The sequence below is a fragment of the Thermus aquaticus genome (genome assembly GCF_001280255.1).
GTDB lineage: Bacteria > Deinococcota > Deinococci > Deinococcales > Thermaceae > Thermus > Thermus aquaticus.
On record NZ_LHCI01000106.1, the window covers coordinates 1,889,326 to 1,911,350 of the forward strand.

At 69.3% G+C, this 22,025-nt stretch carries 20 protein-coding genes, 1 tRNA gene and 1 riboswitch; of the genes, 11 read left to right on the forward strand and 10 right to left on the reverse strand.

The genetic code is table 11. The features are described 5' to 3' along the window. On the forward strand, positions 1–1,893 hold the full coding sequence (locus tag BVI061214_RS10990; protein WP_053768409.1) for an AMP-binding protein: 1,893 nt from the start codon (positions 1–3) through the stop codon (positions 1,891–1,893). Then, complete coding sequence (locus tag BVI061214_RS10995; protein ID WP_053768410.1) at positions 1,890–4,253, forward strand: tetratricopeptide repeat protein; 2,364 nt, start codon at positions 1,890–1,892, stop codon at positions 4,251–4,253. The genes BVI061214_RS10990 and BVI061214_RS10995 overlap by 4 nt, the downstream gene beginning before the upstream one ends. On the opposite strand, the gene murJ is transcribed toward BVI061214_RS10995, so the two are convergent. The 9 genes from murJ to BVI061214_RS11040 form a co-directional block, all read right to left on the reverse strand. Next, a complete protein-coding gene (gene murJ, locus BVI061214_RS11000) occupies positions 4,207–5,691 on the reverse strand; it encodes a murein biosynthesis integral membrane protein MurJ (protein ID WP_053768411.1) in 1,485 nt (494 codons plus the stop codon). The two genes, BVI061214_RS10995 and murJ, sit on opposite strands and share 47 nt — an antisense overlap. After that, positions 5,681–6,757, reverse strand: a complete 1,077-nt coding sequence (locus BVI061214_RS11005; RefSeq protein ID WP_053768412.1) for a hypothetical protein — start codon at positions 6,755–6,757, stop codon at positions 5,681–5,683. Before BVI061214_RS11005 ends, murJ begins: the two co-directional genes overlap by 11 nt. A gap of 41 nt (positions 6,758–6,798) precedes the next feature. After that, positions 6,799–6,887: transfer RNA gene (locus tag BVI061214_RS11010), tRNA-Leu, on the reverse strand. A gap of 17 nt (positions 6,888–6,904) precedes the next feature. Continuing rightward, positions 6,905–8,056 (reverse strand): LCP family protein, encoded by a 1,152-nt coding sequence (locus BVI061214_RS11015; protein ID WP_053768413.1) that lies wholly within the window; start codon positions 8,054–8,056, stop codon positions 6,905–6,907. Positions 8,057–8,091: 35 nt separating this feature from the next. Beyond that, positions 8,092–9,411 carry a S8 family serine peptidase gene (locus tag BVI061214_RS11020; protein ID WP_053768414.1) on the reverse strand — a complete coding sequence of 440 codons (1,320 nt, stop codon included), beginning with the start codon at positions 9,409–9,411 and terminating at the stop codon, positions 8,092–8,094. A 34-nt stretch (positions 9,412–9,445) separates the two neighbouring features. Then, positions 9,446–10,243: a helical backbone metal receptor gene (locus tag BVI061214_RS11025; protein WP_053768415.1), complete on the reverse strand. Its 798-nt coding sequence runs from the start codon at positions 10,241–10,243 to the stop codon at positions 9,446–9,448. Next, positions 10,240–11,478 (reverse strand): histidinol dehydrogenase, encoded by a 1,239-nt coding sequence (gene hisD / locus BVI061214_RS11030; RefSeq protein ID WP_053768416.1) that lies wholly within the window; start codon positions 11,476–11,478, stop codon positions 10,240–10,242. The genes BVI061214_RS11025 and hisD overlap by 4 nt, the downstream gene beginning before the upstream one ends. 7 nt (positions 11,479–11,485) lie before the next feature. Continuing rightward, positions 11,486–12,082 carry a hypothetical protein gene (locus tag BVI061214_RS11035; RefSeq protein ID WP_053768417.1) on the reverse strand — a complete coding sequence of 199 codons (597 nt, stop codon included), beginning with the start codon at positions 12,080–12,082 and terminating at the stop codon, positions 11,486–11,488. A gap of 4 nt (positions 12,083–12,086) precedes the next feature. Beyond that, complete coding sequence (locus BVI061214_RS11040; protein ID WP_053768418.1) at positions 12,087–13,148, reverse strand: hypothetical protein; 1,062 nt, start codon at positions 13,146–13,148, stop codon at positions 12,087–12,089. Positions 13,149–13,226: 78 nt separating this feature from the next. Between BVI061214_RS11040 and BVI061214_RS11045 the strand changes: the two genes are divergently transcribed. The 5 genes from BVI061214_RS11045 (at position 13,227) to BVI061214_RS11065 (ending at position 16,888) form a co-directional block, all read left to right on the forward strand. Then, positions 13,227–13,595, forward strand: coding sequence for a hypothetical protein (locus BVI061214_RS11045; protein ID WP_003044617.1), 369 nt, complete (start codon positions 13,227–13,229; stop codon positions 13,593–13,595). Beyond that, positions 13,592–14,206 carry a uracil-DNA glycosylase gene (locus BVI061214_RS11050; RefSeq protein WP_053768419.1) on the forward strand — a complete coding sequence of 205 codons (615 nt, stop codon included), beginning with the start codon at positions 13,592–13,594 and terminating at the stop codon, positions 14,204–14,206. The genes BVI061214_RS11045 and BVI061214_RS11050 overlap by 4 nt, the downstream gene beginning before the upstream one ends. A gap of 48 nt (positions 14,207–14,254) precedes the next feature. Continuing rightward, a riboswitch (molybdenum cofactor riboswitch) is annotated at positions 14,255–14,379 on the forward strand. Continuing rightward, positions 14,373–15,242, forward strand: a complete 870-nt coding sequence (gene modA / locus BVI061214_RS11055) for a molybdate ABC transporter substrate-binding protein (protein ID WP_053768420.1) — start codon at positions 14,373–14,375, stop codon at positions 15,240–15,242. (Overlaps the previous riboswitch by 7 nt.) A 3-nt stretch (positions 15,243–15,245) precedes the next feature. Next, on the forward strand, positions 15,246–15,920 hold the full coding sequence (gene modB, locus BVI061214_RS11060; RefSeq protein WP_053768421.1) for a molybdate ABC transporter permease subunit: 675 nt from the start codon (positions 15,246–15,248) through the stop codon (positions 15,918–15,920). After that, a complete protein-coding gene (locus BVI061214_RS11065; RefSeq protein WP_156303265.1) occupies positions 15,890–16,888 on the forward strand; it encodes an ABC transporter ATP-binding protein in 999 nt (332 codons plus the stop codon). The genes modB and BVI061214_RS11065 overlap by 31 nt, the downstream gene beginning before the upstream one ends. A 467-nt stretch (positions 16,889–17,355) precedes the next feature. Here the strand turns inward: BVI061214_RS11065 and BVI061214_RS11070 are convergent, their stop codons facing one another. Then, entirely contained in the window at positions 17,356–17,676 is a 321-nt protein-coding gene (locus BVI061214_RS11070) for a hypothetical protein (RefSeq protein ID WP_053768422.1), read from the reverse strand. A gap of 46 nt (positions 17,677–17,722) precedes the next feature. On the opposite strand from BVI061214_RS11070, the gene hisS reads away from it, so the two are divergent. From hisS to BVI061214_RS11090, 4 genes are all read left to right on the forward strand, one after another. Continuing rightward, positions 17,723–18,979 (forward strand): histidine--tRNA ligase, encoded by a 1,257-nt coding sequence (gene hisS, locus BVI061214_RS11075; RefSeq protein ID WP_053768423.1) that lies wholly within the window; start codon positions 17,723–17,725, stop codon positions 18,977–18,979. Between the two features lie 24 nt (positions 18,980–19,003). Beyond that, complete coding sequence (gene aspS / locus BVI061214_RS11080) at positions 19,004–20,749, forward strand: aspartate--tRNA ligase (RefSeq protein WP_053768424.1); 1,746 nt, start codon at positions 19,004–19,006, stop codon at positions 20,747–20,749. Then, entirely contained in the window at positions 20,742–21,635 is an 894-nt protein-coding gene (locus tag BVI061214_RS11085) for a PhzF family phenazine biosynthesis protein (RefSeq protein ID WP_003044643.1), read from the forward strand. Before aspS ends, BVI061214_RS11085 begins: the two co-directional genes overlap by 8 nt. A 62-nt stretch (positions 21,636–21,697) precedes the next feature. After that, the coding region (locus BVI061214_RS11090; protein ID WP_428843228.1) for an HAD family hydrolase at positions 21,698–22,025 on the forward strand (328 nt) is incomplete at its 3' end.

The window sequence follows — 22,025 nt, forward strand, 5'->3', positions numbered from 1 at the left end:
ATGGAACCCGTCTGGTACCCACCGGAGTCGGCCAAAAGCACCCGGCTTTTCCACTTCATGGAGACCCTGGGCTTTGAGGACTACGAGGCCTTCTACCACTACAGCGTGGAGGAGGCCGAGGCCTTCTACCACGCCTTCTTCACCCACCTGGCCATCCCCTGGCGCACCCCCTACACCCAGGTCATGGAGGGCGGGTTTCCTTTCCCCCGCTTTTTCGTAGGGGGGAGGCTGAACCTGGTGGAGGCCGTCCTGCGCCACGACCCTGAGCGCCCCGCCCTGGTCCACGAGGGCGAGGACGGCCGGGTGCGAAGCCTCACCTACGGGGAGCTCAAGACCGAGGTGGCCCGGGTGGCCGCCGGGCTAAAGGCCCTGGGGGTAGGGCGGGGGGATCGGGTGGGGCTCTGGCTTCCCATGGGCCTCGAGGCCGCCACCCTCCTCCTGGCCACCGCCTGGGTGGGGGCCATCGCCATCCCCATCTTCTCCGGTTACGCCGCCGAGGCGGCCAGCGTCCGCCTAAAGGACGCCGAGGCCAAGCTCCTCGCCGTCCAGGACGGCTTCTTTAGAAGGGGAAGGCGGGTGGAGCTCCTCCTCGAGGCCCGCAGGGCCCGGGAGCTTGCCGGAACGGAAGGGCTCCTGGTGGTGCGCCGCCTGGGCCTTCCCCTGGCGGCGGGCGAGGTGGACTATCAGGACCTCTCGGGCGAGGCCTCCCCTCCGGAGGAGATGGAGAGCATGGACCCCTTCATGCTCATCTACACCTCCGGCACCACCGGCCGCCCCAAGGGCACGGTCCACTACCACGCCGGCTTCCCCTTGAAGGCCGCCTTGGACCTGGCCCTCCTCTTTGACCTGAAGGAGGAGGACCGCCTCTTCTGGTTCACCGACCTGGGCTGGATGATGGGCCCCTGGGCCATCCTGGGGGGGCTCCTCCTGGGCGGCACCGTCTTCCTCTACGACGGGGCGCCGGACTACCCGGGCCCCGACCGCCTCTGGCGCATGGTGGCCGCCCACCGCATCACCCACCTGGGCCTCTCCCCCACCCTGGTGCGGGCCCTGATCCCCTTCGGGGAGGCCCCCCTGGAGGGGCATGACCTCTCTTCTTTGAGGGTCCTGGGCTCCACCGGGGAGCCCTGGAACCTGGAGGCCTACCTCTGGTTCTTCCGCGCCGTGGGGCAGGAGCGCCTCCCCATCGTCAACTACTCCGGCGGCACCGAGGTGGCGGGAGGCATTTTGGGCAACGTCCTCCTTCGGCCCATCAAGCCCATGGGCTTCAACACCACCGTGCCCGGCATGAAGGCCGCCGTCTTGGACGAGGAGGGGAGGCCGGCGGTGGGGAAGGTGGGGGAGCTCGCCGTCCTTGCCCCCTGGCCCGGGATGACCCGGGGCTTCTGGCGGGACGAGGCCCGCTACCTGGAGACCTACTTCCAAAAGGTCCCCGGGGTCTGGGTTCACGGGGACCTGGCCCTTTTGGACGAGGAGGGGCACTTCTTCATCCTGGGGCGCTCCGACGACACCCTGAAGGTGGCGGGCAAGCGGGTGGGCCCCGCCGAGGTGGAGACCGCCGCCACCCGCCACCCCGCCTTAAGGGAGGCGGCGGCCATCGGGGTGCCCCACCCGGTGAAGGGGGAGGCCATCGTCCTCTTCGCCGTGCTGAAGCCGGGCCACACCCCTTCCCCGGCCCTCGCCGAGGAGGTGGCGGAAAAGGTGGCCGAGGCCCTAGGCAAACCCCTCCGCCCCGAGCGGGTCCTCTTCGTCCCCGACCTGCCCAAGACCCGGAACGCCAAGGTGATGCGCCGGGTGATCCGGGCCGCCTTCCTGGGCCAGGACCCCGGGGACCTCTCCGCCCTGGAGAACCCCGAGGCCGTCCGGGCCATCCAGGAGGCCGCCCAAGGATGAGGGTCCTCGCTCTCCTCCTCTTGGGAGGCCTCGCCCTGGCCGCCTCCCTGGACGAGGCCCGCGCCCTCTACGCCCGGGGGGAGATGGAAGGGACCCTGGCCCGCCTAAAGCCCCTCCTTTCGGGCTACGACCCCCCGGAGGAGGCCCTCCTCCTTGCGGGCTTCGCCCACTACCGCCTGGGAAGGGCGGAGGAGGCCCTCTACGCCTTCTCCCGCCTGGTGGGGACCCTGAAAGGGGGGCCGGAGGCCCTCTTTGGCTTTGGCCTAGCCTTAAGGGCCCTGGGGGACCTCGAGGGGGCAAGAAGCGCCCTGGAGGAGGCGCTCCGGCAGGGCTACGGCGACGCCGAGCCCGTCCTCCGTGCCCTCCCTCCCCCTTCCCCACCCGCCCCCAAGGCCCGCAAGGCCCCGCCCTCCTTCCGGGCCGAGAAGGGCCGGTTCTGGGTAGAGGGCAAGCCCTTCCAAGTCCGGGGGGTGAACCTGGGCGTGGCCCTGCCAGGCCGCTTCCCGGCGGAGTTCCCGGAGGAGGTCTGGCTCTACCGGGCCTGGCTGGAGCTCCTCTCCGCCATGGGGGCCAACACCGTCCGGGTCTACACCCTCCTGCCTCCCGCCTTCTACCGGGCCCTCCTGGGCCACAACCTGACCCACCCCAAGAGGCCCCTCTACCTCTTCCAGGGCGTCTGGACGGAACTCCCCGAGGAGGAGGGCTACGGGGACTGGGAGGGCCCCTTCCTGGAAAAGTTCCTCCTGGAGGGGCGGGAGGTCCTGGACGCCCTCCACGGCAACCTCCGCCGCCCGCCCAAGCCCGGCCACGCCCACGGGGACTACACCGCCGACGTCTCCCCTTGGACCCTGGGCCTTTTGGTGGGGCGGGAGTTTGAGCCCTACTCCGTGGCCGCCTACAACGAGCGCCACCCGGGGCGGGCCTACCGGGGCCGCTTCGTAGAGGCCCTCCCCGGGGCGAGCCCCTTCGCCGCCTATCTCGCCGAGGTCCTGGACCGCCTGGCCCGGTACGAGTGGGAGGCCTACGGCACCGCAAGGCCTCTGGGCTTCGTCAACTGGCCCACCCTGGACCCCCTCACCTGGGAAAGCGAGGCCAGCTTCCAGGAGGAGTACCGCCTGAGGAAGGCCCGCGGGGAAAGGGTGGAGCCCCCTCGGGCAGGCCCCCTCCATGAAGAGGACACCGTGGTCCTGGACCCCACCCACCTACGCCCCGCCCCCCATAGCCCCACGAGCCTCTTCGCCGCCTACCACGTGTACCCCTACTACCCCGACTTCTTGGTCAACGAGCCCAGCCTGGAGGGGGGGCGCTACCGCAAGTACCTGGAGCGCCTCAAGGCCCACCACGGGGAGATGCCCCTCCTCATCGCCGAGTTCGGCCTGCCCGCAAGCCGCGGCCTCGCCCACTTCCACCCCGAGGGGTTCCATCATGGGGGGCTCTCGGAGGAGGCCCAGGCGGAAGGGGTGGCCGCTCTCTGGCAGGACATCGCCGCCTTAGACCTGGCGGGAGGGCTCGTCTTCGCCCTTCTGGACGAGTGGTTCAAGAAGAACTGGCTCTTCATGGACCTGGAATACCCCTCCGAGCGGGACCCCCTCTGGCACAACGTCTTGGACCCCGAGGAGAACTACGGCCTCCTGGCGGCCACCGCGAGGGGCGCCTTCCGCCTGGACGGCAACCCCGAGGAGTGGGAGAAGGTGCCCTTCCTCCTCCGGGAAGAGGGCCGCTTTCTCAAGGCCCACGCCGACCCCGAGTACCTCTGGCTCCTCTACCGGGGCCCCTTGCCCTTAAGGCTCTACCTGGACACGGTGCCGGGCGGGGTGAAGGTGGCCGAGGGGTTTGGGGCGGAGTTTGACCTGGAGATAGGCCCAGAAGGAGGGAGGCTCCTCATAGAAAAGGCCTACTACCCCTACCAGGAACTGGACCACGGCCTTCCCGGGACCGAGTTCCTCCACTTCCGGGGGTTCACCAAACCCGGCGGGGGCCCCTTCGTCCCCTTCGTCCTGGAGCCCAACCGCCGCCGCACGGGCCGGGACGGCACCGACTACCCCCGGATCACCTACGAGCTGGGGGCCCTAAAGCGGGGCCAGGACCCGGAAGGGGCCCGGGACCCCATGGCGGACTACGCCCTGGGGGAGGGCGGCCTCTTGGAACTCCGGCTTCCCTGGGGCATGCTCCTCATCACCGACCCGAGCCGCCCCACCGCCTGGTACGCTCCCGAACCCATCCCCATAGAGGGCGTAAACCTCCTCCTGGAAGGGGGAAAGCCCCTCCGCTTCGCCTGGACCCCCTGGGAGACCCCCGCCTTCGCCTTGCGGCTCAAGCCCCTCTACTTCCGCCTAAAAGCCCTCTGGCGAGGGCCTTGAGGGGCAGGCCCAGAAGAAGGGCCGCCAGCAAAAAGAGGAAAAGCCCCCCCAGGCCCCCAAGGACCAGGGGAAGGAGGGCGCCTTTGGGCGTGGCGGCGGGAAAGTAGACCCCGAGAAAGAGCCCGGGAACCGCTGCGAGGAGCCCCGCCAGAAAGGCCTTGAGGACATAGAGCGGGGCGTAGCCCACCGCCACCCCCTCCCGGCGCAAGAGGAGCAGGTAGAGGCCGAGGCCCAGATACCCCGCCAGGGCCGTGGCCAGGTTGAGGAGGAAGAGGCCCGCATCCCTTAGGAGCCAGTAGCCCAGGGTGTTGGCGAGGAAGACCAGGGCGCTGGCCATGACCGCCTCCCGCACCTTGCCCAGGGCGTAGAGGCCCCTTAGGAAGAGGGTGTTCACCCCCCAGGGCAGAAGGGCCAGGCCCAGGGCGGCAAGCACCAGGGCGCTGTAGGTCCGGTTCTCCGGGGTGAGGGGGCCGAAGAGGCCAAAGAGGAGGACCACCACGTAGGGGGCGAGGCCCGTGAGAAGCCCGCCTAAAAGGGCCAAAACCAGGCTCAGGCGCTCAAAGGGGCCTCGGAGGAAGCTGGCAAGCTCCTCCCCCTTCAGCGTGCTCATCCGGGGGAAGAGGGCGATGGCGGGGCTAGTGGCGAAGAGGCCCAGGACCATCTGGAAGACCACCTCGGCGTTGTAAAAGCCCGTGACCGCCGCCTGAGGGTAGCGGGTGAGGATGTTGGTGAGGACCAGGTTCAAAAACTGCCGCAAGGAGGTGGTGAAGGCGAAGGGCCCCATGCGGAGGAGGGCCGGGGCGAAGGCCCGGTGCCAGCCCCACTCCAGGCGGAAGCCCCGGAGGAAGGGGAGCTGGACCAGGGCCTGCACCAGCCCCCCCAGGGCCACGGAGAGGCCCAAGGCCGTGGGGTCCCCGGGGAAGAGGGCCATGAGGCCGATGGCCACCAGGTTGAAGGCCACGGGGCCCAGGGCATAGGGCAGAAAGCGCTCCTCGGCCTGGAGGAAGGCGGAGAAGAGGGCTGCCATGGAGATGCCCAGGAGAAAGGGCAGGAGAAGCCGAGTCAGGTAGACCACCTGCTGAAAGCTCTCCCCTTCCCTTAGGTGGCTTCCCGGGGCCACCAGAAGCCCCGCCACCCACGGGGCCAGGAGGTAGCCCAGGCCCAGGACCAGGAGGTTGACGCCCAGGAGAAAGGCGGCGAAGCGGCGGGCGAAGGCCTGGGCCTCCTCGGGGGGGAGGCTCTTTAAGAGGGGGATCAGGGCGTTCTGCACCGCCCCCTCGGCGAGGAGTTCCCGGAGGAGGTTCGGCACCCGGTAAGCCACGTTGAAGGCGTCTTTTAGTGCATCCGGGTAAAGGGCGTTGAAGACAGCCTGGCGCAGGAGGCCCAGGACCCTCGAGGCCAGGGTCCCCCCCATGACCAGAAGGACCTTACGGAGCATTCCCCTCCAAGGCCTCCTGGAATACGTCCAGGAAGTTGGCCTGGTTCACCACGGTGAGGCCGTGCAAAGCGGAAAGCTCTTTGGCCCTGGCCTTGTCCATGCCCAGGAGGACCAGGAAGCTCTCCTTCTGGGAAAGGCCTAAGACCTTCTTGAGCCCGGCGTACTTGCCGATGTGGGCCTGGAACTCGCCGGTCTTGGCCTCAAACCAGAAGACCCTCTCCCCCACCCGCACCAGGATGTCCAGCTCCATGGCCTCCCCACTCGGCAGGGTCACCTGGTAGCCCATGGCCAGCTCGTGGGGCAGATTCTTGGAGCGGAGGTGCTTCCTCAAGCGCTCGGCCACGTAGCGCTCCAGCCACGCCCCGGTGAAGAAGTTCTGCACCCAGCCCTCGGTGCTGGCCTTGGCCCGGATGCGCCGCTCCTCGCTCTTGTAGTGGTAGCTGGTGAGGAGGGCGTACTGCTTGAGGAGGGTGCAGAACTGGGTGGAGTTGGCGATCTCCTCCTGGCCCGCCTCGGCCAGGGAAAGCTCAAACTGGCGCTTGGTGGAAAGGCTTTGCTTCAGGCGCTCGTAGAGCTTCTCCAGGCTCGGGTAGCGGTCCCCCAAGAAGAGGGCCAGGCGGGTGAGGACCTTCTCCTTCTCCTCGTCCTCTTCCCGCTTCTTCACCACCTGGATGCCCAGGCTCTGCAGCCAGGCCTCGAGGGTGGGGGGGCGCTTGGGGCGGGGGGCCTCGCGGGGCTCCTCCTTGGCCTCCTTAAGCGGCGTGGCGGGGGGCGCTTCCGAGAGCACCCGCCACATCTCCGCCGCCAGGGCGAAGAAGCGGGCCCGGCGGGGGTCCTCCTCCACCTCCAGCCCGGGGGGAAGGGCCCCGGAGCGCAAAGCGCTCAGGAGCCAGGCCTCGAGGGCCTCCCTAAGCGCCTCCCGGGCGGCCTCCAGGTGGGAGGCCTCCACCTTAAGCCCCACCTCGGGGAGCTCGGCCACGAAGCGCCCCGGCCCCAGAAGGTCGTAGCGGGCCTGGGCCATGGCCTTTTCCAGATAGCGGGTGATCACGCCCACGCCCTCAAGCATAGCAAGGAAAGGCGAAAGGCCCCGGAGAACCGGGGCCCTGGTGGTGCCGGGGACGGGACTCGAACCCGTACGGGGGATTACCCCCCAGCGGATTTTAAGTCCGCAGCGTCTACCATTCCGCCACCCCGGCGGGCCTTTACCATGCTACTAAAGGGGGAAGTCCCCGCCAAGCCTTAAGGTGAGGTCCGCCCCCAAGACCGCCTCCCCGGAGACGCGGTAGGGCACCCCCAGGGCCTTCCCCAGGGCCTCCGCCGCGAAGCCCGGGCCGTTTTCCAGGACCTCGGTGCGCCCCGGGGGAAGGTCTTTGGGGTGGGGGAGCACCTTTAGGCCCAGGGCGGCAAGCCGCTCCTCCGCCCTCCGGGCCAGGGCCTCCTGCCCGGGGCCGTAGACCAGGGCCACCCTAAGCCCCTTCAGGCTCACCTCCTCCCCGGTGCCCTCTCCCAGGAAGTAGCGCTCCACCAGGGCCTTCAAGGCCTTTTGGTCCACCTCCCAGCCCCCGCCCCCAAACCGCCCGGGAAGGAGGAGGCTCACGAGCTCCAGGCGCTTCATGGCCAAGCCCAGAAGGGCCCCCTTCTCCTCGCGGGTGAGGTCGGTCTCCACGTAAGGCTCCACCGCCGCCACCGCCCGGGGCAGGCGGAGGAGGCCCGCCGGCGAAAGCAGCTTCTCTTTGAGGGCGTGGAAGAAGGCCTGCTGGCGCTGGATGCGGCCGATGTCCCCCAGGGCGTCCTTGCGGAAGCGCACATAGCCCTCGGCCTCCTCGCCGGAGAGGACCCGGCACCCGGGCTTTAGGTCTATGACCAGCCCGGCGGCGGTGTCCCGGTAGCGCATGGGCCGCTCCACGCAGACCCTGACCCCCCCGATGGCGTCCACCAGGGCCCTCAGGGCCTCGAGGCTCACCACCACGTACCGCTCGGGCCGAACCCCCACCACCCGCGCCACGGCCTCCTTCATGAGCGCGGGGCCCCCCAGGGGGCTTGCGGCGTTCACCTTGCGCCAGCCATACCCGGGAAGGTTCACCCAGACGTCCCGGGGGATGGAGAGGACCACCACCCGGTTGGCCTTTGGGTCCAGGCGCACCAGGAGTATGGTGTCCGCAAGACCCCGGAAGCGCTCCTCCGCCCTTTTGTGGTAGCCCACGTACTCGGGGCTGGAGCCGTAGACCAGGATGGTGAGGGGCTCCTTCAGCCCCTCAGGGGCGGGCAGGGCCCCATGGCGCACCGCGGGGCCCAGAAGGGGGTAGGCCCAGAAGGCCAAGGCCACCAGGAAGAGCAAAAGGAGGGCCAGGAAAAGCCGCCGCACGAAGGCTCAGTCTAACGCCCGGCGGGTGAGGCGGATTAGGGGAAGCAGTAGGTGGGGTCCGTCATCACCCGGTCGGCCCGGACGAGACCGAAGCCGTAGCCCGTATCCCTTCCACTAGGCCCTAAGTCCTCTGCGGTCTGGACAAGGCACTGGTAAACCTGATCCGGTGTCGGGTAGGTGCCATAAAGGCGTTGATAGCGGCTCATGTAAAGAGCAACCACTCCGGAAACCATCGGGGTAGCGAAGGAGGTACCATCAGCCTGAGCCAGGGCATTGTTCGGTGCTAGGACAACCACCCCAACCCCGGGAGCCACCAGGTCCACTTCCGGGCCGCAGTTGGAAAAGGAAGCCTTGCGTCGGTCGTTGTCTACAGCCCCTACGGCGATAACCCGGGGGGAGGAAGCAGGGTAGAGGACTCCGTCCACGCCATTATTCCCAACGGCGGCCACCAAAGTAGCACCCTTCCCGCGGGCGTAGGCAAGAGCGTTTTCCAAAACCGCATCAAACCCTCCCCCTCCCAAAGAGAGGTTGATGACTTTGGCTCCCAGATCAGCGGCTTTTCTGACCGCCGACGCTACCACATTTGTTGAGATCTCACCATCAAAGGAACGAGCTACCTTCAAGGGGAGTAACCGCCCGAACCAAGTTACTCCCGCCATGCCTTGGCCATTATTGGTATCAGCTCCTATAACAGAGGCAACGGCTAACCCATGGCTAAAAGGGGAACTGCCCCTAGCGGCGGGCGTATCATCTACGGGATCGCTGTCGTTGTCAGCTAGGTCCAGGGTTTCTCCAGGGGGCAAGTACCACCTGCTGGACGCATCAATGTGCGTCAGATAGCCCGTGTCCACCACCGCAACGATGAGGTTTGGGTCTCCCTTTTCGGAATTCCAGGCAGACTCCAGGCCCAACAGACCGTTCAGCTGAGACCTCTGTCGGGGAAAATATGAGGGGTCGTTGGGGGAGGCCAGGGGTTGGTAGAGGTAGTTGGGCTGCACCCACCGGGCCCCGGCCTGGAGGAGGGCCTCGGCCTTGGCCCTCTCCTGGCCCGGAGGCACCTTTACCTGGAGGAAGCCCCCGTCAAGGGCCCTCCGCACCTCCACCCCCTGCACCCGGGCGGCCAGGCTCTGGGGCGCAAGCCCCCCGGGAAGGAGCAGAAGCTCCCCGGGCACGTGGGGAGCCGAGAAGTCCCCCAGGCCCTGGGGTTCCCTCAGGGCCAGGGTAGAGAGGCTTCCCGTGGGGGTGGGGGAACAGGTAGAGGCAGGTGGTGGAGGCGGTGGTGGCGGGTTCAGAGGGCAGGCCGTGAGGAGGAAGGCAGTCCCCAGAAGGAGGGCCAGAAGGGCCAGGCGCTTCATGGCTTCCACTATACCGCCCCCGGCGGGGGGTTCCTTAAGCTTTCGCTAAGGCTTCTTCCGCCCGTTGGGCGGCCTTTTCCAAAAAGGCGAAGAACATGGGGCCGTAATGGGCCAGCTCGTCGCCGTCGGTGGCCGCCACGGGGAAGTCCCAGCCCCTCTCCTGGGCCAGGGCCCGGGCCTTCTCCAGGGGGTTTTTGCCCCAGGGTTTGGGCTCGTAGAGGAAGAGGTCGGGCCTCCTCCGCTTCACCTCCTCGAGGTCCGGGGCGAAGTAGGCCTGGGGCACGTCCAGAAAGATGGGCCTCAGGCCCAGGTGGAGGAGGGCCTGGGCGATGTAGCTTCCCCGGCCCACGGTGATGGGCCCCCCCAGGTCCATCTCAAAGTAGACGGTGGCGGAAAGCCGCCCCTTGAGGCGGGCGTAGCGGAGGGCGAGTTGGTGGGCAAGCTCCAGGGCCTTCTCCTCCACGTCCAGGAGGTGGCCCAGGGTGGAGAGGTTTTCCAGAATCCCGTAGGGGCTCGTGGGGAGGGGAACGGCGTAGACGGGAAAACCCTCCTCCTTGAGCCTCAGGGCCTGCTCCCGCTGGACCCCCGTGGAGAGGAGGACCAGGTCGGGCTTTAAGCTTCTCAGGAGGTCCAGGCGGGTCTTGGTGTAGGAGGCCACCACGGGCAGGGAGAGGACCTGGGCCGGGCGGTGGCAGAAGGCGCTCCGGCCCACCAGGCGGTCCCCAAGCCCCAGGGCATAGAGGGCGTCGGTCAGGTTGGGCGCCAGGCTCACGATGCGCCCGAAGCGGTCGGGAAGCTCCAGGGGGCCCAAGAGCTCGTGGAAGACCCTCATCGCCTCAGGTCCAGGGCGCGGGCGTGGCCCTCGAGGCCCTCCGCCCTCGCCAGAAGGGCCCCCTTGGCGGAAAGCTCCCTGACCGCCTCCTCGGAAAGCCCCACCACCGGGATCACCTTGAGGAAGTCCCGCAGAGCCAGGCCTCCCTGGAACCGGGCCGTGCCCGAGGTGGGCATCACGTGGCTGGGCCCGGCGATGTAGTCCCCCAGGGCCTCGGCGCTCCCCTCCCCCAGGAAGACCCCGCCGGCGTTCTGCACCCGGCCGAGCCAAGGCAAGGGGTCGGCCAGGGCCAGGCAGAGGTGCTCGGGGGCGTAGAGGTTGGCCAGGTCCAGGGCCTCCTCGAGGTCCCGGGTCAGGACCAGGCCCCCCTTCTCCAGGGCCCTTTTGGCCACCTCTGCCCGGGGAAGCCCCTCCAGCTGGCGGAAGAGCTCCGCCTCCACCCGCTCAAGAAGCGCCCGGTCCGGGGAGAGGAGCCAGGGCTCGGAGTCGGGCCCGTGCTCGGCCTGGGCCAGGAGGTCGGCGGCGAGAAGCCTGGGCGAGGCGGAGCCGTCGGCCACGATCAGGGTTTCCGTGGGCCCCGCCAGGCCGTCCAGGCCCACCACGCCGTAGACCTGCCGCTTGGCCGCCACCACGTAGGCGTTCCCCGGGCCCACGATCTTGTCCACCCGGGGCACCCGCTCGGTGCCAAAGGCCAGGGCGGCGATGGCCTGGGCGCCCCCCATGGCGTAGAGGCGGTCCACCCCGGCCACCCAGGCGGCGGCCAGCACCCCGGGGTGGACCCTGGGGGGGCTGGCCACGATCACCTCCCCCACCCCGGCCACCTTGGCGGGCACCACGCTCATGAGGAGGCTGGAGAGGAGGGGGGCGCTCCCCCCGGGCACGTAGACCCCCACCCGGGAAAGGGGCCTGACCAGCTGGCCCAAAACCCCTCCCGCCTCGGCCTTGAGGAAGCCCCCCTTGGCCTCCTCCCGGTAGAAGGCCTCTATCCGCTCTTTGGCCGTCTCCAGGGCGTCCCTTAGCTCCTCGTCCAGGTCCTCGTAGGCCTCCCGCCAGAGCCTTTTGGGAACCTCCTCCACGGGGTGGCCGTCCAGGTCCAGGCTGAAGCGGTCCAAAGCGGCGTCCCCCTCCTCCCGCACAGCGGTGAGGATGCCCCGGACGATCTCCTCCACCGTGGGGTCAAAGGAAAGCCCCCTTCTGGCAAAGCGGGCCCGCACCTCGTCCGCCTGATAGATCATGCCTTCACTATACCCAGCGGCGGCGCCTTCTCACCTCCTCCACGCCCTCCAAGACCGCCTCAAAGACGTGGTCCCCCACCTGCTGGGCGATGCGCACGGGAATCCCCTCCTCTAGCTGCACCAGGCTGAGGCCGGGCCGGAGGCGGAAGTGCTGGCGCACCCTGCCCTCCACCTCCAGGTTGGGAAGCCTCTCCACGTAGGCCCTACCCCCGGGCATGGGGAAGCGGGCCACGTCGCCCGGGATAAGCTCCAGCCTAGAGAGGGCCAGGAGGAGGGAAAGGGGGTCGTGGTAGGGGGCGAGGTAGGGCAGGGCCAGGCTCTCCTTGCCCTGGCTCACCAGGATGACCCCCTCCTCCTCCAGCCTTTCCACGGTGAAGACCCGGGCCTCCCGGGCCTCCACCCGCTCGGCGAAGTAGCGGGAAAACCCCTCCCGGTCGGTCTCCGTCTGCCAGCGCTGGCGGGTTTTGGGAAGGGGCAGGCTGACCTCCGCCGTCAGCGTGGCCTTGACCCCCTCCTCCTGGGGGCGCACCTCCAGCCTCCCCTCCCCGGCGGGCTCCCCGGCAAAGAAGTAGCGGTAGAGGTAGGTGGCGGGCCGCTCGGTCATGCTCCTAGCGTACCTTGATGGTGAGGGGCGGGCCCGGGACCTCCAGGAGGTAGTCCACGGGGTCCCGGCCCGGCACCCGGATCCTCAGGCGGTAGACCCCCTTCTGGTCAAACTCCACCCGGCCCGGGACGGTGAAGCTTTGGCCGGGGGCCATCCTGGAGCCCTCGGGCACCTCCAGGAGGATCACCTCCGCCCGCGCCGTGGGGGGGTCGGTGCGGAACTCCATGGCGTAGCCCTGGGCCGGGGTGGGCCTCGGCCGGAGGAAGAGGCCGAGAAGCCCCAGGAGGGCGAAGAGGAGCAAAAGGGCCAGGAGGGCCCGGCGGTTTTGGGGCCTCGAGGGCTCCACCAGGGGAAAGGGAGGCTCGTCGCGCTCCTCAATGCGGATCACCCGGGGGCGGCTTGGGGTCTTCTCCGCCTCCTCAGGAGGGGAAGAGGGCGCTGGAACCACCTCCTCCACGGGCTCCACCACCAGGCGCTTAGGAGGGGGCTTGGGGGGCTCCTCGGGCTTCACGGGCTCGGGGGCTTCCTTGGGGGCCTCGCCCCTGGCCTCCGGGGCTAGGAGGTCCTCCAGCCGGGCCTCCCCCCGTTCCAGGGCCTCGAGGCGCCCCCGCAAAGGAAAGGCCTCCCAGTCGGCGGCCAGGGCCCGGGCCAGGGCCACCAGGGCCTTTTCCGGGTCCCCCTCCAGGCCCTTCGCCCCCACGCCCCCAAGCCAGAGGCGCTTCCCCTTCACCAGGCAGAGCTCGGGCACCGGGGCGAAGGCCACCCCCCGGGCCTTCAGGGCAAGGAGGGTCCTGGTGAGCGCCTCCAGCCAGCCCCTGAGGCGGCTTTCCTCAGCCACCCCCAGGTACTGGCTCAGGGGCACGGCCCCCAGGGGCCACTCCAGGACCCAGGCTTCCGGCAAGGTTTCCAGAAGGGCCAGGACTCCTTCCCCTTTCACGGGCTCTCCCTGGGCGCCTTTCAGGATCATGACCGGCATGCCCGTGTGGGCTTCCTGGCCCTCGTACACGGTGATGCCGGAAATGCGGGCGAGAATACGCCTCAACCAATACTTGCCCAGAACCTCCATCCCCCCAAGTATACGCACCCCCGGCCCCGGGGCTTATAATCTGCCAAAGGAAGGGCCGTTGGCCGGAAAGGAGCGGGGATGGAGTTCAAGATCACGCTGACCACGGAGGAGATCGTTAGGGGGCTCAAGCACTACCGCCGCATCGCCAAGCAGGACGTCCTCCGGGCCCCGGAGACGCCCAACCCCGAGGTCTTCCGCCGCCACGCCGAGGCCAGGCGGGAGGTCTACGCCAAGCTGGCGGAGGTGGCGGAAGCCGAGGGCCCCGAGGCTGTGGTCCAGTACGCCCTGGAACTCTACAAGTCCCTGCCCTTCGTGACCGGGACGCCGGAGGACCAGTACCCCGAGATCAAGGGTCAGGAGAACGCCCTGGAGAACTTCTTCCTCATGATCGGCCTGGACCCCAAGACCAGGCGGGAGGCCAGGAAGGCCAGGAAGCCCCTGCAATGACCCTGGAAGTCCTCGAGGCCCAGGCCAAGGCCTGCACCGCCTGCCGTCTGGCGGAGGGCCGCACCCAGGTGGTCTTCGGCGAGGGCAACCCCGACGCCAACCTCATGATCGTGGGGGAAGGCCCGGGGGAGGAGGAAGACAAGACCGGCCACCCCTTCGTGGGCAAGGCGGGCCAGCTTCTAAACCGCATCCTGGAGGCGGCGGGGATCCGCCGGGAGGAGATCTACATCACCAACATCGTCAAGTGCCGCCCCCCCGGAAACCGGGCCCCCCTCCCCGACGAGGCCAAGATCTGCACCGACCGCTGGCTCCTGAAGCAGATTGAGCTCATCGCCCCCCAGATCATCGTCCCCCTGGGGGCGGTGGCCGCCGAGTTCTTCCTGGGGGAGAAGGTCTCCATCACCAAGGTGCGGGGCCAGTGGTACGAGTGGCACGGCATCAAGGTCTTCCCCATGTTCCACCCCGCCTACCTTCTCAGGAATCCAAGCCGCGCCCCGGGAAGCCCCAAGCACCTCACCTGGCTGGACATCCAGGAGGTGAAAAGGGCCCTCCAGGCCCTGCCTCCCAAGGCGGGAAGGGTCAGGCCGGTGAGCCAGGAGCCCCTTTTTTAAGGGCCCCGGCGGGGCCGGCTCCTTGAGGGAGATGGGCGCCCCGTGATAAGCTTCCGGCGCCTCCGAGCCTTGCGGGGCCCTCGAGGCCTCCCTGGCCGGGCGCACGCGCCCCGGGGTGAAGGGGGCAACCCTTTCGCCTGCCGCTTTCGCAAAGGAGGTGGGTGCCGTGAAGCGTTGGTTCCCCTTGGCGGTGTGGGTTGTGGCCCTGCTGGGCTCCGCCTGGGCCCAAACGGTCCGGGTCGTGGCCGCGGCCGACCTGCAGTACGCCCTCCCCGACCTGGCCCGGGCTTTTGCGTCCAAAAACCCCGGGACCAAGGTCCAGCTCACCTTCGGTTCCTCGGGAAAGCTCTTCACCCAGCTGACCCAGGGCCTGGAAGCCGACATCTACTTCTCCGCCGAGGCCATTTACCCCAAGCTCCTAGAGGAAAGGGGCCTGGCCGAGCCCGGCACCCGCAAGCCCTACGCCCTGGGCCAGGTGGTCATCTGGCTGGACCGGAGGCTGGGCCTCCGTCCAGAACCCGATGCCCTCAAGAACCCCCAGATCACCCAGCTGGCCATCGCCAACCCCCTTCACGCCCCTTACGGCCGCGCCGCCGTTACCCTTTTGGAGCGTTACGGCCTCCTCAAGAGGCGGAGGGACACCCCCATCCCCGACTTCGCCCGCCTCCCCTGGGAGGCCATCCCCTGGGAGCGCCTCACCGGAGGCGTGGAGGCCTACTGGGACGCCACCCCCCTGCGCCAGGGCAAGCCCGGCTTCACCTTCGTCTACGGGGAGAACATCGGCCAGACCGCCCAGCTGGCCCTGGCCTCCACGCGGGCGGGCATCCTGGCCCTGCCCCTGGCGGTCAACGAGAGCCTGTCCGGGCCCGGGGTCTACTGGGTGGCCCCCCTGGAGAGCCACCTGCGCCTGGAGCAGCACTACGTGATCCTGAAGGGGCGGGGCCGTCCGGAGGTCGTGGCCTTCCACCGCTTTGTGGGAAGCCCCGAAGGGCGGGCCATCCTCAAGCGCTCCGGCTTCCTCGTCCCCGGGGAGTAGCCCATGGACCCGGCCTTCTGGACCGCCCTCCTCCTCTCCTTCCAGGTGGCCCTCCTGGCCTCCCTCCTCCTCCTCCTCCTGGGGGTTCCCCTGGCCTGGGTCCTGGCCTTCCGCGCTTTCCCGGGCAAGGTCCTGGTGGAGTCCCTCTTCCTCCTCCCCCTGGTCCTTCCCCCCACGGTCCTGGGCTTCTACCTCCTCCTCTTCCTGGGGTCCGACGGGCCCCTCTTCCGCCTCCTCGGGGTCTCCCTGGCCTTCCGCTTTGAGGGTCTGGTCCTGGCGAGCCTGGTTTTCAGCCTGCCCTTCGCCCTCTCCGCCTACCGGGAGGCCTTCTTGGCCCTGGACCCCAACCTCCTGGAGGTGGCCCGCACCCTGGGGGCGCCCAGGGCCCGGATCCTGGCCCGGGTGGTCCTCCCCCTGGTCTGGCCCGGCCTCCTCTCGGGGACCCTTCTGGCCTTCGCCAAGATCCTGGGGGAGTTCGGGGTGCTCCTCATGGTGGGCGGGTCCATCCCCGGAAAGACCCAGGTGGTGAGCGTCTACCTCTACGACCTGGTCCAGGCCCTCCGCTTCGCCGAGGCCATGAGGGCCAGCCTGGTCCTCCTGGCCTTGAGCTTCCTCCTCATCTCGGGCGTGCGGCTTTTGGAAAGGAGGTGGCGGACCTGGAGGTCCACTACCGGCTGAGGTGGCCCATAGCCCTCGAGGCCCGCTTCCAGATCCGGGGCTTCACCGCCCTCCTGGGGGAAAGCGGCGTGGGCAAGACCACGCTCCTCAAGGCCCTCTGTGGCCTCATCCCGGCCGAGGGAACGCCCTACTCCGGCCTCCCGCCGGAGAAGCGCCCCGTAGGCTACCTGCCCCAGGACCTGGCCCTCTTCCCCCACATGACCGCCCTGGAGAACGTGGCCTTTCCCCTTTCGGGCAGGGGAAAGGGTGAGGCCCTGGCCCTTCTAGAGCGGGTGGGCCTCCTGGAGCACGCCCACAAGCGTCCCCAGGCCCTCTCCGGCGGGCAAAAGCAAAGGGTGGCCCTGGCCCGGGCCCTGGCCAGGAAGCCCGAGCTCCTCCTCCTGGACGAGCCCACCAGCGCCCTGGACCCGGTCACCAAGGGCCGGGTCCTGGGGGAGCTGGTGGACCTCTTGCGGCGGGAGGGCCTCCCGGCCCTGGCGGTGAGCCACGACCCCCTGCTGGCGGGGATGGCGGACTGGCTGGTGGTCCTGGGCCGGGGACGGGTCCTCCAGGAAGGCCCGCCGGAGGAGGTCCTCTCCGCCCCCGCCTCGGTGGAGGTGGCGAGGCTCTTGGGCTACGAGAACCTCTTCCCCGTGCGGGTGGCCCCGGGCGGGGTGGAGGCGGGCGGGGTGTTCCTTAAGCTTCCCCTTCCCCCCTGGGCCAGGGAAGGGCAAGGGGCCTGGCTTGGGGTGCGGGCGGCGGAGGTCATCGTGGTGCGCGAAGACCGCCCCCCGCCGGAGGAAAACGTGCTAGAGGGCCTTCTGGAGCGCTTTTACCCCGAGGGACTGGCCTTTCGGGGGGTGTTCCGGGGCGCCCTCACCCTGGAGGTCCTCCTGCCCCGGCACGTGCAGGAAAGGCTGGGCCTCGAGGCGGGCCGGACGGTCCGCGTGGTCCTTAAGCCCCGCTACCTGCACCTGATGCCGGGCTAGGCGCAAAAGGGTCCCCCAGGGCAGGCCGAACTTGTTCCAAAGCCCCTTGAGGAAGAAGCGGGCCTGGGCCCGATCCAGCCCCAGGGCCTCCGCCAGGGCCCGGGGCTCGGGGTCCACGCCCCGCCCCAGGGCCAAAAGGAGCCCCGCTTCCCCCGGGAGAAGCCGCAGGCCAAAGCGGCCAAGAAGCCCTTCGGGAAGCGTCCTGGGCTCGTCTTTTTTGGTGAGGAAGGCGAAGGCCCTAAGGTCGTAGGCCCGCACCCCCCGTCGGGTGGCCCAGAGGACCACCTCCCCCCTCTCCATCCGGTCCAGCCCCGCCAGGGAAACCCCCTGGCCCTCCTTCCAGGAAACGCCAAACCCCGCTTCCTTTAACGCCCTATAGACCAGCCCGTAAAGGGCGATGTCTTCCGTGTGCAAAACCACCTGCAAGGACCACCTCCTCTCGCCAGAAGGCCATGGGCCAAACGCCGCTAGGCCAAGGCGAAAGGAGGGGCCCGGGGGGCGGGGGCCAGGAAGGCCCCGGGGTGGCCCGGCCGCTCCTTGGGGCTATCCCAGGCCGCCCTCAGGGGCCTTGGGGGGGCGGGCTCGGCCACGGGCGGCAGGCCCGGGGCCATCTGCAGCCCGCAGAAGAGGGAGTGGTCCAGGCCCTTCTCCTCCCCCGGGGCCCGGCACATGTCGGCCCCCAGGGTGGGGTTCTGCACCCGCATGAGGTACATCTGCAGGGCCACCCCGGTGGAGGCCACCAGGGTGAGGGCCACGTACAGGGCCAAAAGCGCCCCCCTTAGGCGCATAGCCCCAGGCTAGCAGGTCCCCTTTTCCCCTGTAAAGTGGAAGGGTATGGCCGTCCGGGGCACCAAGGACCTTTTCGGCAGGGAGCTCAGGCTTCACCAGCGCATCGTGGAAACCGCCAGGAGGGTTTTGGAGGCGGCGGGGGCCCTAGAGCTCATCACCCCCATCTTTGAGGAGACCCAGGTCTTTGAAAAGGGCGTGGGAGCGGCCACCGACATCGTGCGCAAGGAGATGTTCACCTTCCAGGACCGGGGCGGGCGCTCCCTTACCCTACGCCCCGAGGGCACCGCCAGTATGGTGCGGGCCTACCTGGAGCACGGCATGAAGGTCTGGCCCCAGCCCGTTAGGCTCTGGATGGCCGGGCCCATGTTCCGGGCGGAAAGGCCCCAGAAGGGGCGCTACCGCCAGTTCCACCAGGTGAACTACGAGGCCTTAGGCTCGGAAAGCCCCATCCTGGACGCCGAGGCCATCGTCCTCCTCTACGACTCCCTGAGGGAGCTGGGCCTGAGGCGGCTTTCCGTCAAGCTCTCCTCCGTGGGGGACCCCGAGGACCGGGCCCGCTACAACGCCTATCTGCGGGAGGTCCTCACGCCCTACAAGGAGGCCCTCTCCGAGGACTCCCAAGAGCGGCTTGTCCTCAACCCCATGCGCATCCTGGACTCTAAAAGCGAGAAGGACCAGGCCCTCCTCCGGGAGCTTGGCGTCAAGCCCCTGCTGGACTTCCTGGGGGAGGCGGCCCGGGCCCACCTGAAGGCGGTGGAGCGCCACCTCTCCCGCCTTGGGGTGCCCTACGAGCTGGAGCCCACCCTGGTGCGGGGGCTGGACTACTACGTGCGCACCGCCTTTGAGGTCCACCACCAGGAGATCGGGGCCCAGTCGGCCCTGGGGGGCGGGGGGCGGTACGACGGCCTCTCCGAGCTTCTAGGCGGCCCCCGGGTGCCGGGGGTGGGCTTCGCCTTTGGCGTGGAGCGGGTGGCCTTGGCCCTCGAGGCCGAGGGTTTCGCCCTCCCCGAGGAGAAGGGCCCCGACCTCTACCTGATCCCCCTCCTGGAGGAGGCCGTGGACGAGGCCTTTTACGTGGCCGAGACCCTGAGGCCAAGGCTCAGGGTGGAGTACGCCCTCGGCCCCAAAAAGCCCGGCAAGGGACTGGAGGAGGCCCTGAAGCGGGGGGCCGCCTTCGCCGGGTTTTTGGGGGAGGAGGAGCTTAAGGCGGGGGAGCTCACCTTAAAGCGCCTGGCCACCGGGGAGCAGGTGCGCCTACCCTACCGGGAGGTGGCGGGCTTCCTCCTTTCCACCCCAGGATGAGAATCCGGTAAGCTTTAGAGGATTATGCGCCGCACCCACTACGCCGGGAGCCTCAGGGAAGAACACGCGGGGCAGGAGGTGGTCCTCGAGGGCTGGGTCAACCGCCGCCGGGACCTAGGCGGGCTGATCTTCATAGACCTGCGGGACCGGGAGGGCGTGGTCCAGCTCGTGGCCCACCCCCAAAGCCCCGCCTACGCCGTGGCGGAAAGGGTGCGCTCGGAGTGGGTGGTGCGGGCCAAGGGCCTGGTGCGCCTCCGCCCCGAGCCCAACCCCCGCCTGGCCACGGGGGCCGTGGAGGTGGAGCTCACCTCCTTGGAGGTCCTGGCCGAGGCCAAAACCCCGCCCTTCCCCGTGGACGCCGGCTGGCGGGGGGAGGAGGAGAAGGAGGCGGGGGAGGAGCTCCGCCTCAAGTACCGCTACCTGGACCTGCGCCGGAGGAGGATGCAGGAAAACCTCCGCCTCCGGCACCGGGTCATCAAGGCCATCTGGGACTACCTGGACCGGGAGGGCTTCATCCAGGTGGAGACCCCCTTTCTCACCAAAAGCACCCCGGAAGGGGCCCGGGACTTCCTGGTCCCCTACCGCCAGGAGCCCGGCCTCTTCTACGCCCTGCCCCAGTCCCCCCAGCTTTTCAAGCAGATGCTGATGGTGGCGGGCTTTGACCGCTATTTCCAGATCGCCCGCTGCTTCCGGGACGAGGACCTGAGAGCGGACCGCCAGCCCGACTTCACCCAGATGGACCTGGAGATGAGCTTCGTGGAGGTGGAGGACATCCTCACCCTCAACGAAGGCCTCATGGCCCACGTCTTCCGCGAGGCCCTGGGCGTGGAGCTTCCCCTCCCCTTCCCCCGCCTCTCCTACGAGGAGGCCATGGAGCGCTTTGGCTCCGACAAGCCCGACCTCCGCTTTGGCCTAGAGCTCAAGGAGGTGGGCCCCCTCTTCCGGGAAAGCCCCTTTGACCTCTTCCGCCAGGCGGAAAGGGTCAAGGCCCTGAGGGTGCCCAAGGCCCTCTCCCGCAAGGAGATCGCCTTCTTGGAGGAGGAGGCCAAGCGCCGGGGGGCGGGGGGCCTGGCCTGGGCCCGGGTGGAGGCGGAGGGGTTCTCCGGCGGGGTGGCCAAATACCTGGAGCCCGTGCGGGGGGCCCTGCTCCAGATCACGGAAGCCCAGCCTGGGGACACGCTTCTCTTCGCGGCCGGGCCCTTCAAGGTGGCCGCGGAGGCCATGGGGGCGGTGCGCCTCCTCCTGGCCGACCTCTTGGCGCTCAAGCGGGAGGGGTTCCGCTTCCTGTGGGTGGTGGACTTCCCCCTCCTGGAGTGGGACGGGGAGCGGAGCGGGTGGACCTACATGCACCACCCCTTCACCAGCCCCCACCCCGAGGACCTGCCCCTCCTGGAAAGCGACCCGGGCAGGGTTCGGGCCCTGGCCTACGACCTGGTGCTCAATGGGGTGGAGGTGGGCGGGGGGTCCATCCGCATCCACGACCCCCTGCTCCAGGCCAAGGTCTTCGCCCTTCTGGGGATCGGCGAGGAGGAGCAGAAGGAGAAGTTCGGCTTCTTTCTGGAGGCCCTCGCCTACGGGGCCCCGCCCCACGGGGGCATCGCCTGGGGCCTGGACCGCCTCCTGGCCATGATGACGGGTAGCCCCTCCATCCGGGAGGTCATCGCCTTCCCCAAGAACAAGGAGGGCAAGGACCCCCTCACCGGGGCCCCGAGCCCGGTTTCAGAGGAGCAGCTTCGCGAACTGGGGCTGATGGTGAGCCGCCATGGCTAGGATTCCTTACGTGCTGGTAGACGCCTTCGCCTCCGCCCCCGGGGCGGGGAACCGGGTGGCCATCGTCCTGGACGCCCGGGGCATGGCCCCTGAGGAGATGGCCAGGGTGGCGGCCCACCTGGGGGAGCCCGAGACGGCCTTCCTGACCGAGCGCCAGGGGACGGCCTTCGGGGTGCGCTTCTTCACCCCTTCCGGCGAGGTGGAGTTTTCCGGCCACGCCGCTTTGGCCTTGGGCCTCACCCTGGTGCGGCTGGGCCTGGCCCCGGAGGGGACGACCCGCCTCTACCTCCACACCCCCACCGAGGCCCTGCCCGTGGAGGTGATCTATGAGGAAGGGGAGCCCAAAAAGGCCTGGGTCCGGGGCCCCACCCCCCGCTTCCGGGACCTGCCCCCCTTCACCCTCCTGAAGGAGGCCCTCGAGGCCCTGGGCACCAATGAGCGCTACCTGCACCGGGGCCTCCCCTACGGCATCGCCTTCACCGGCCTCTGGAGCCTCTTCGTGCCCCTCGTCGCCCCCGGGGTGGTGGACGCGCTGGAACCGGAGATGCCGGCTTTGCAGGAGGTCTCCCGCAAGCTGGAGGTGGCCACGGTCCACGCCTACGCCCCCATGGGGCCCCGGAGCTTTTACGCCCGGGACTTTGCCCCCCTCCTGGGCATCCCCGAGGACCCGGTGACGGGCTCGGCCAACGCCGCCTTAGGGGCCCTCCTGGCCCGCTCCGGGGTGGTCCCCAGGCGGGAGGGCGAGGTGCGCCTCACCATCTACCAGGGGCACCGCCTGGGCAACCCCGGGGTGGTGGAGGTCCTGGTGGAGTACAGCCCCACAGGCCTCCCCTACGCGGTAAAAATCGGCGGGGAGGCGGTCATCGTGGCCTCGGGAGAGCTTTGAATACCCCGCCGCGGCAAAAGCCACGGTGGGGGCCCCGAAAGGCAAAAGGCGCCAGGAAAACCATGGGCGGCCACTCAGCGGTCAAGCTGGTCTTGGTGGACGTGGACGGCACCCTGGTGGGGAAGGACGGGGTGCCCCCTTGCGTCTGGCCCAGGGTGGAGGCCCTGAGGGCCAAAGGGGTTCGCCTGAGCCTCATCACCGGGAGGCCGGGCCGGGGCGAGACCTTGGGCTACGCCCGGCGGCTAGACCCCACGGGCCTCCACGTCTTTGAGTCGGGGGCCGTGGTCCTGGCCCTTTCCCAAGACCCCCACGGCCCCCCCGCCACCCCCGTCCACCTGGCCGCCCTGCTGGAAGAGGCGGCCCAAGAGGCCATCCGCCTGGCCCGGCGGC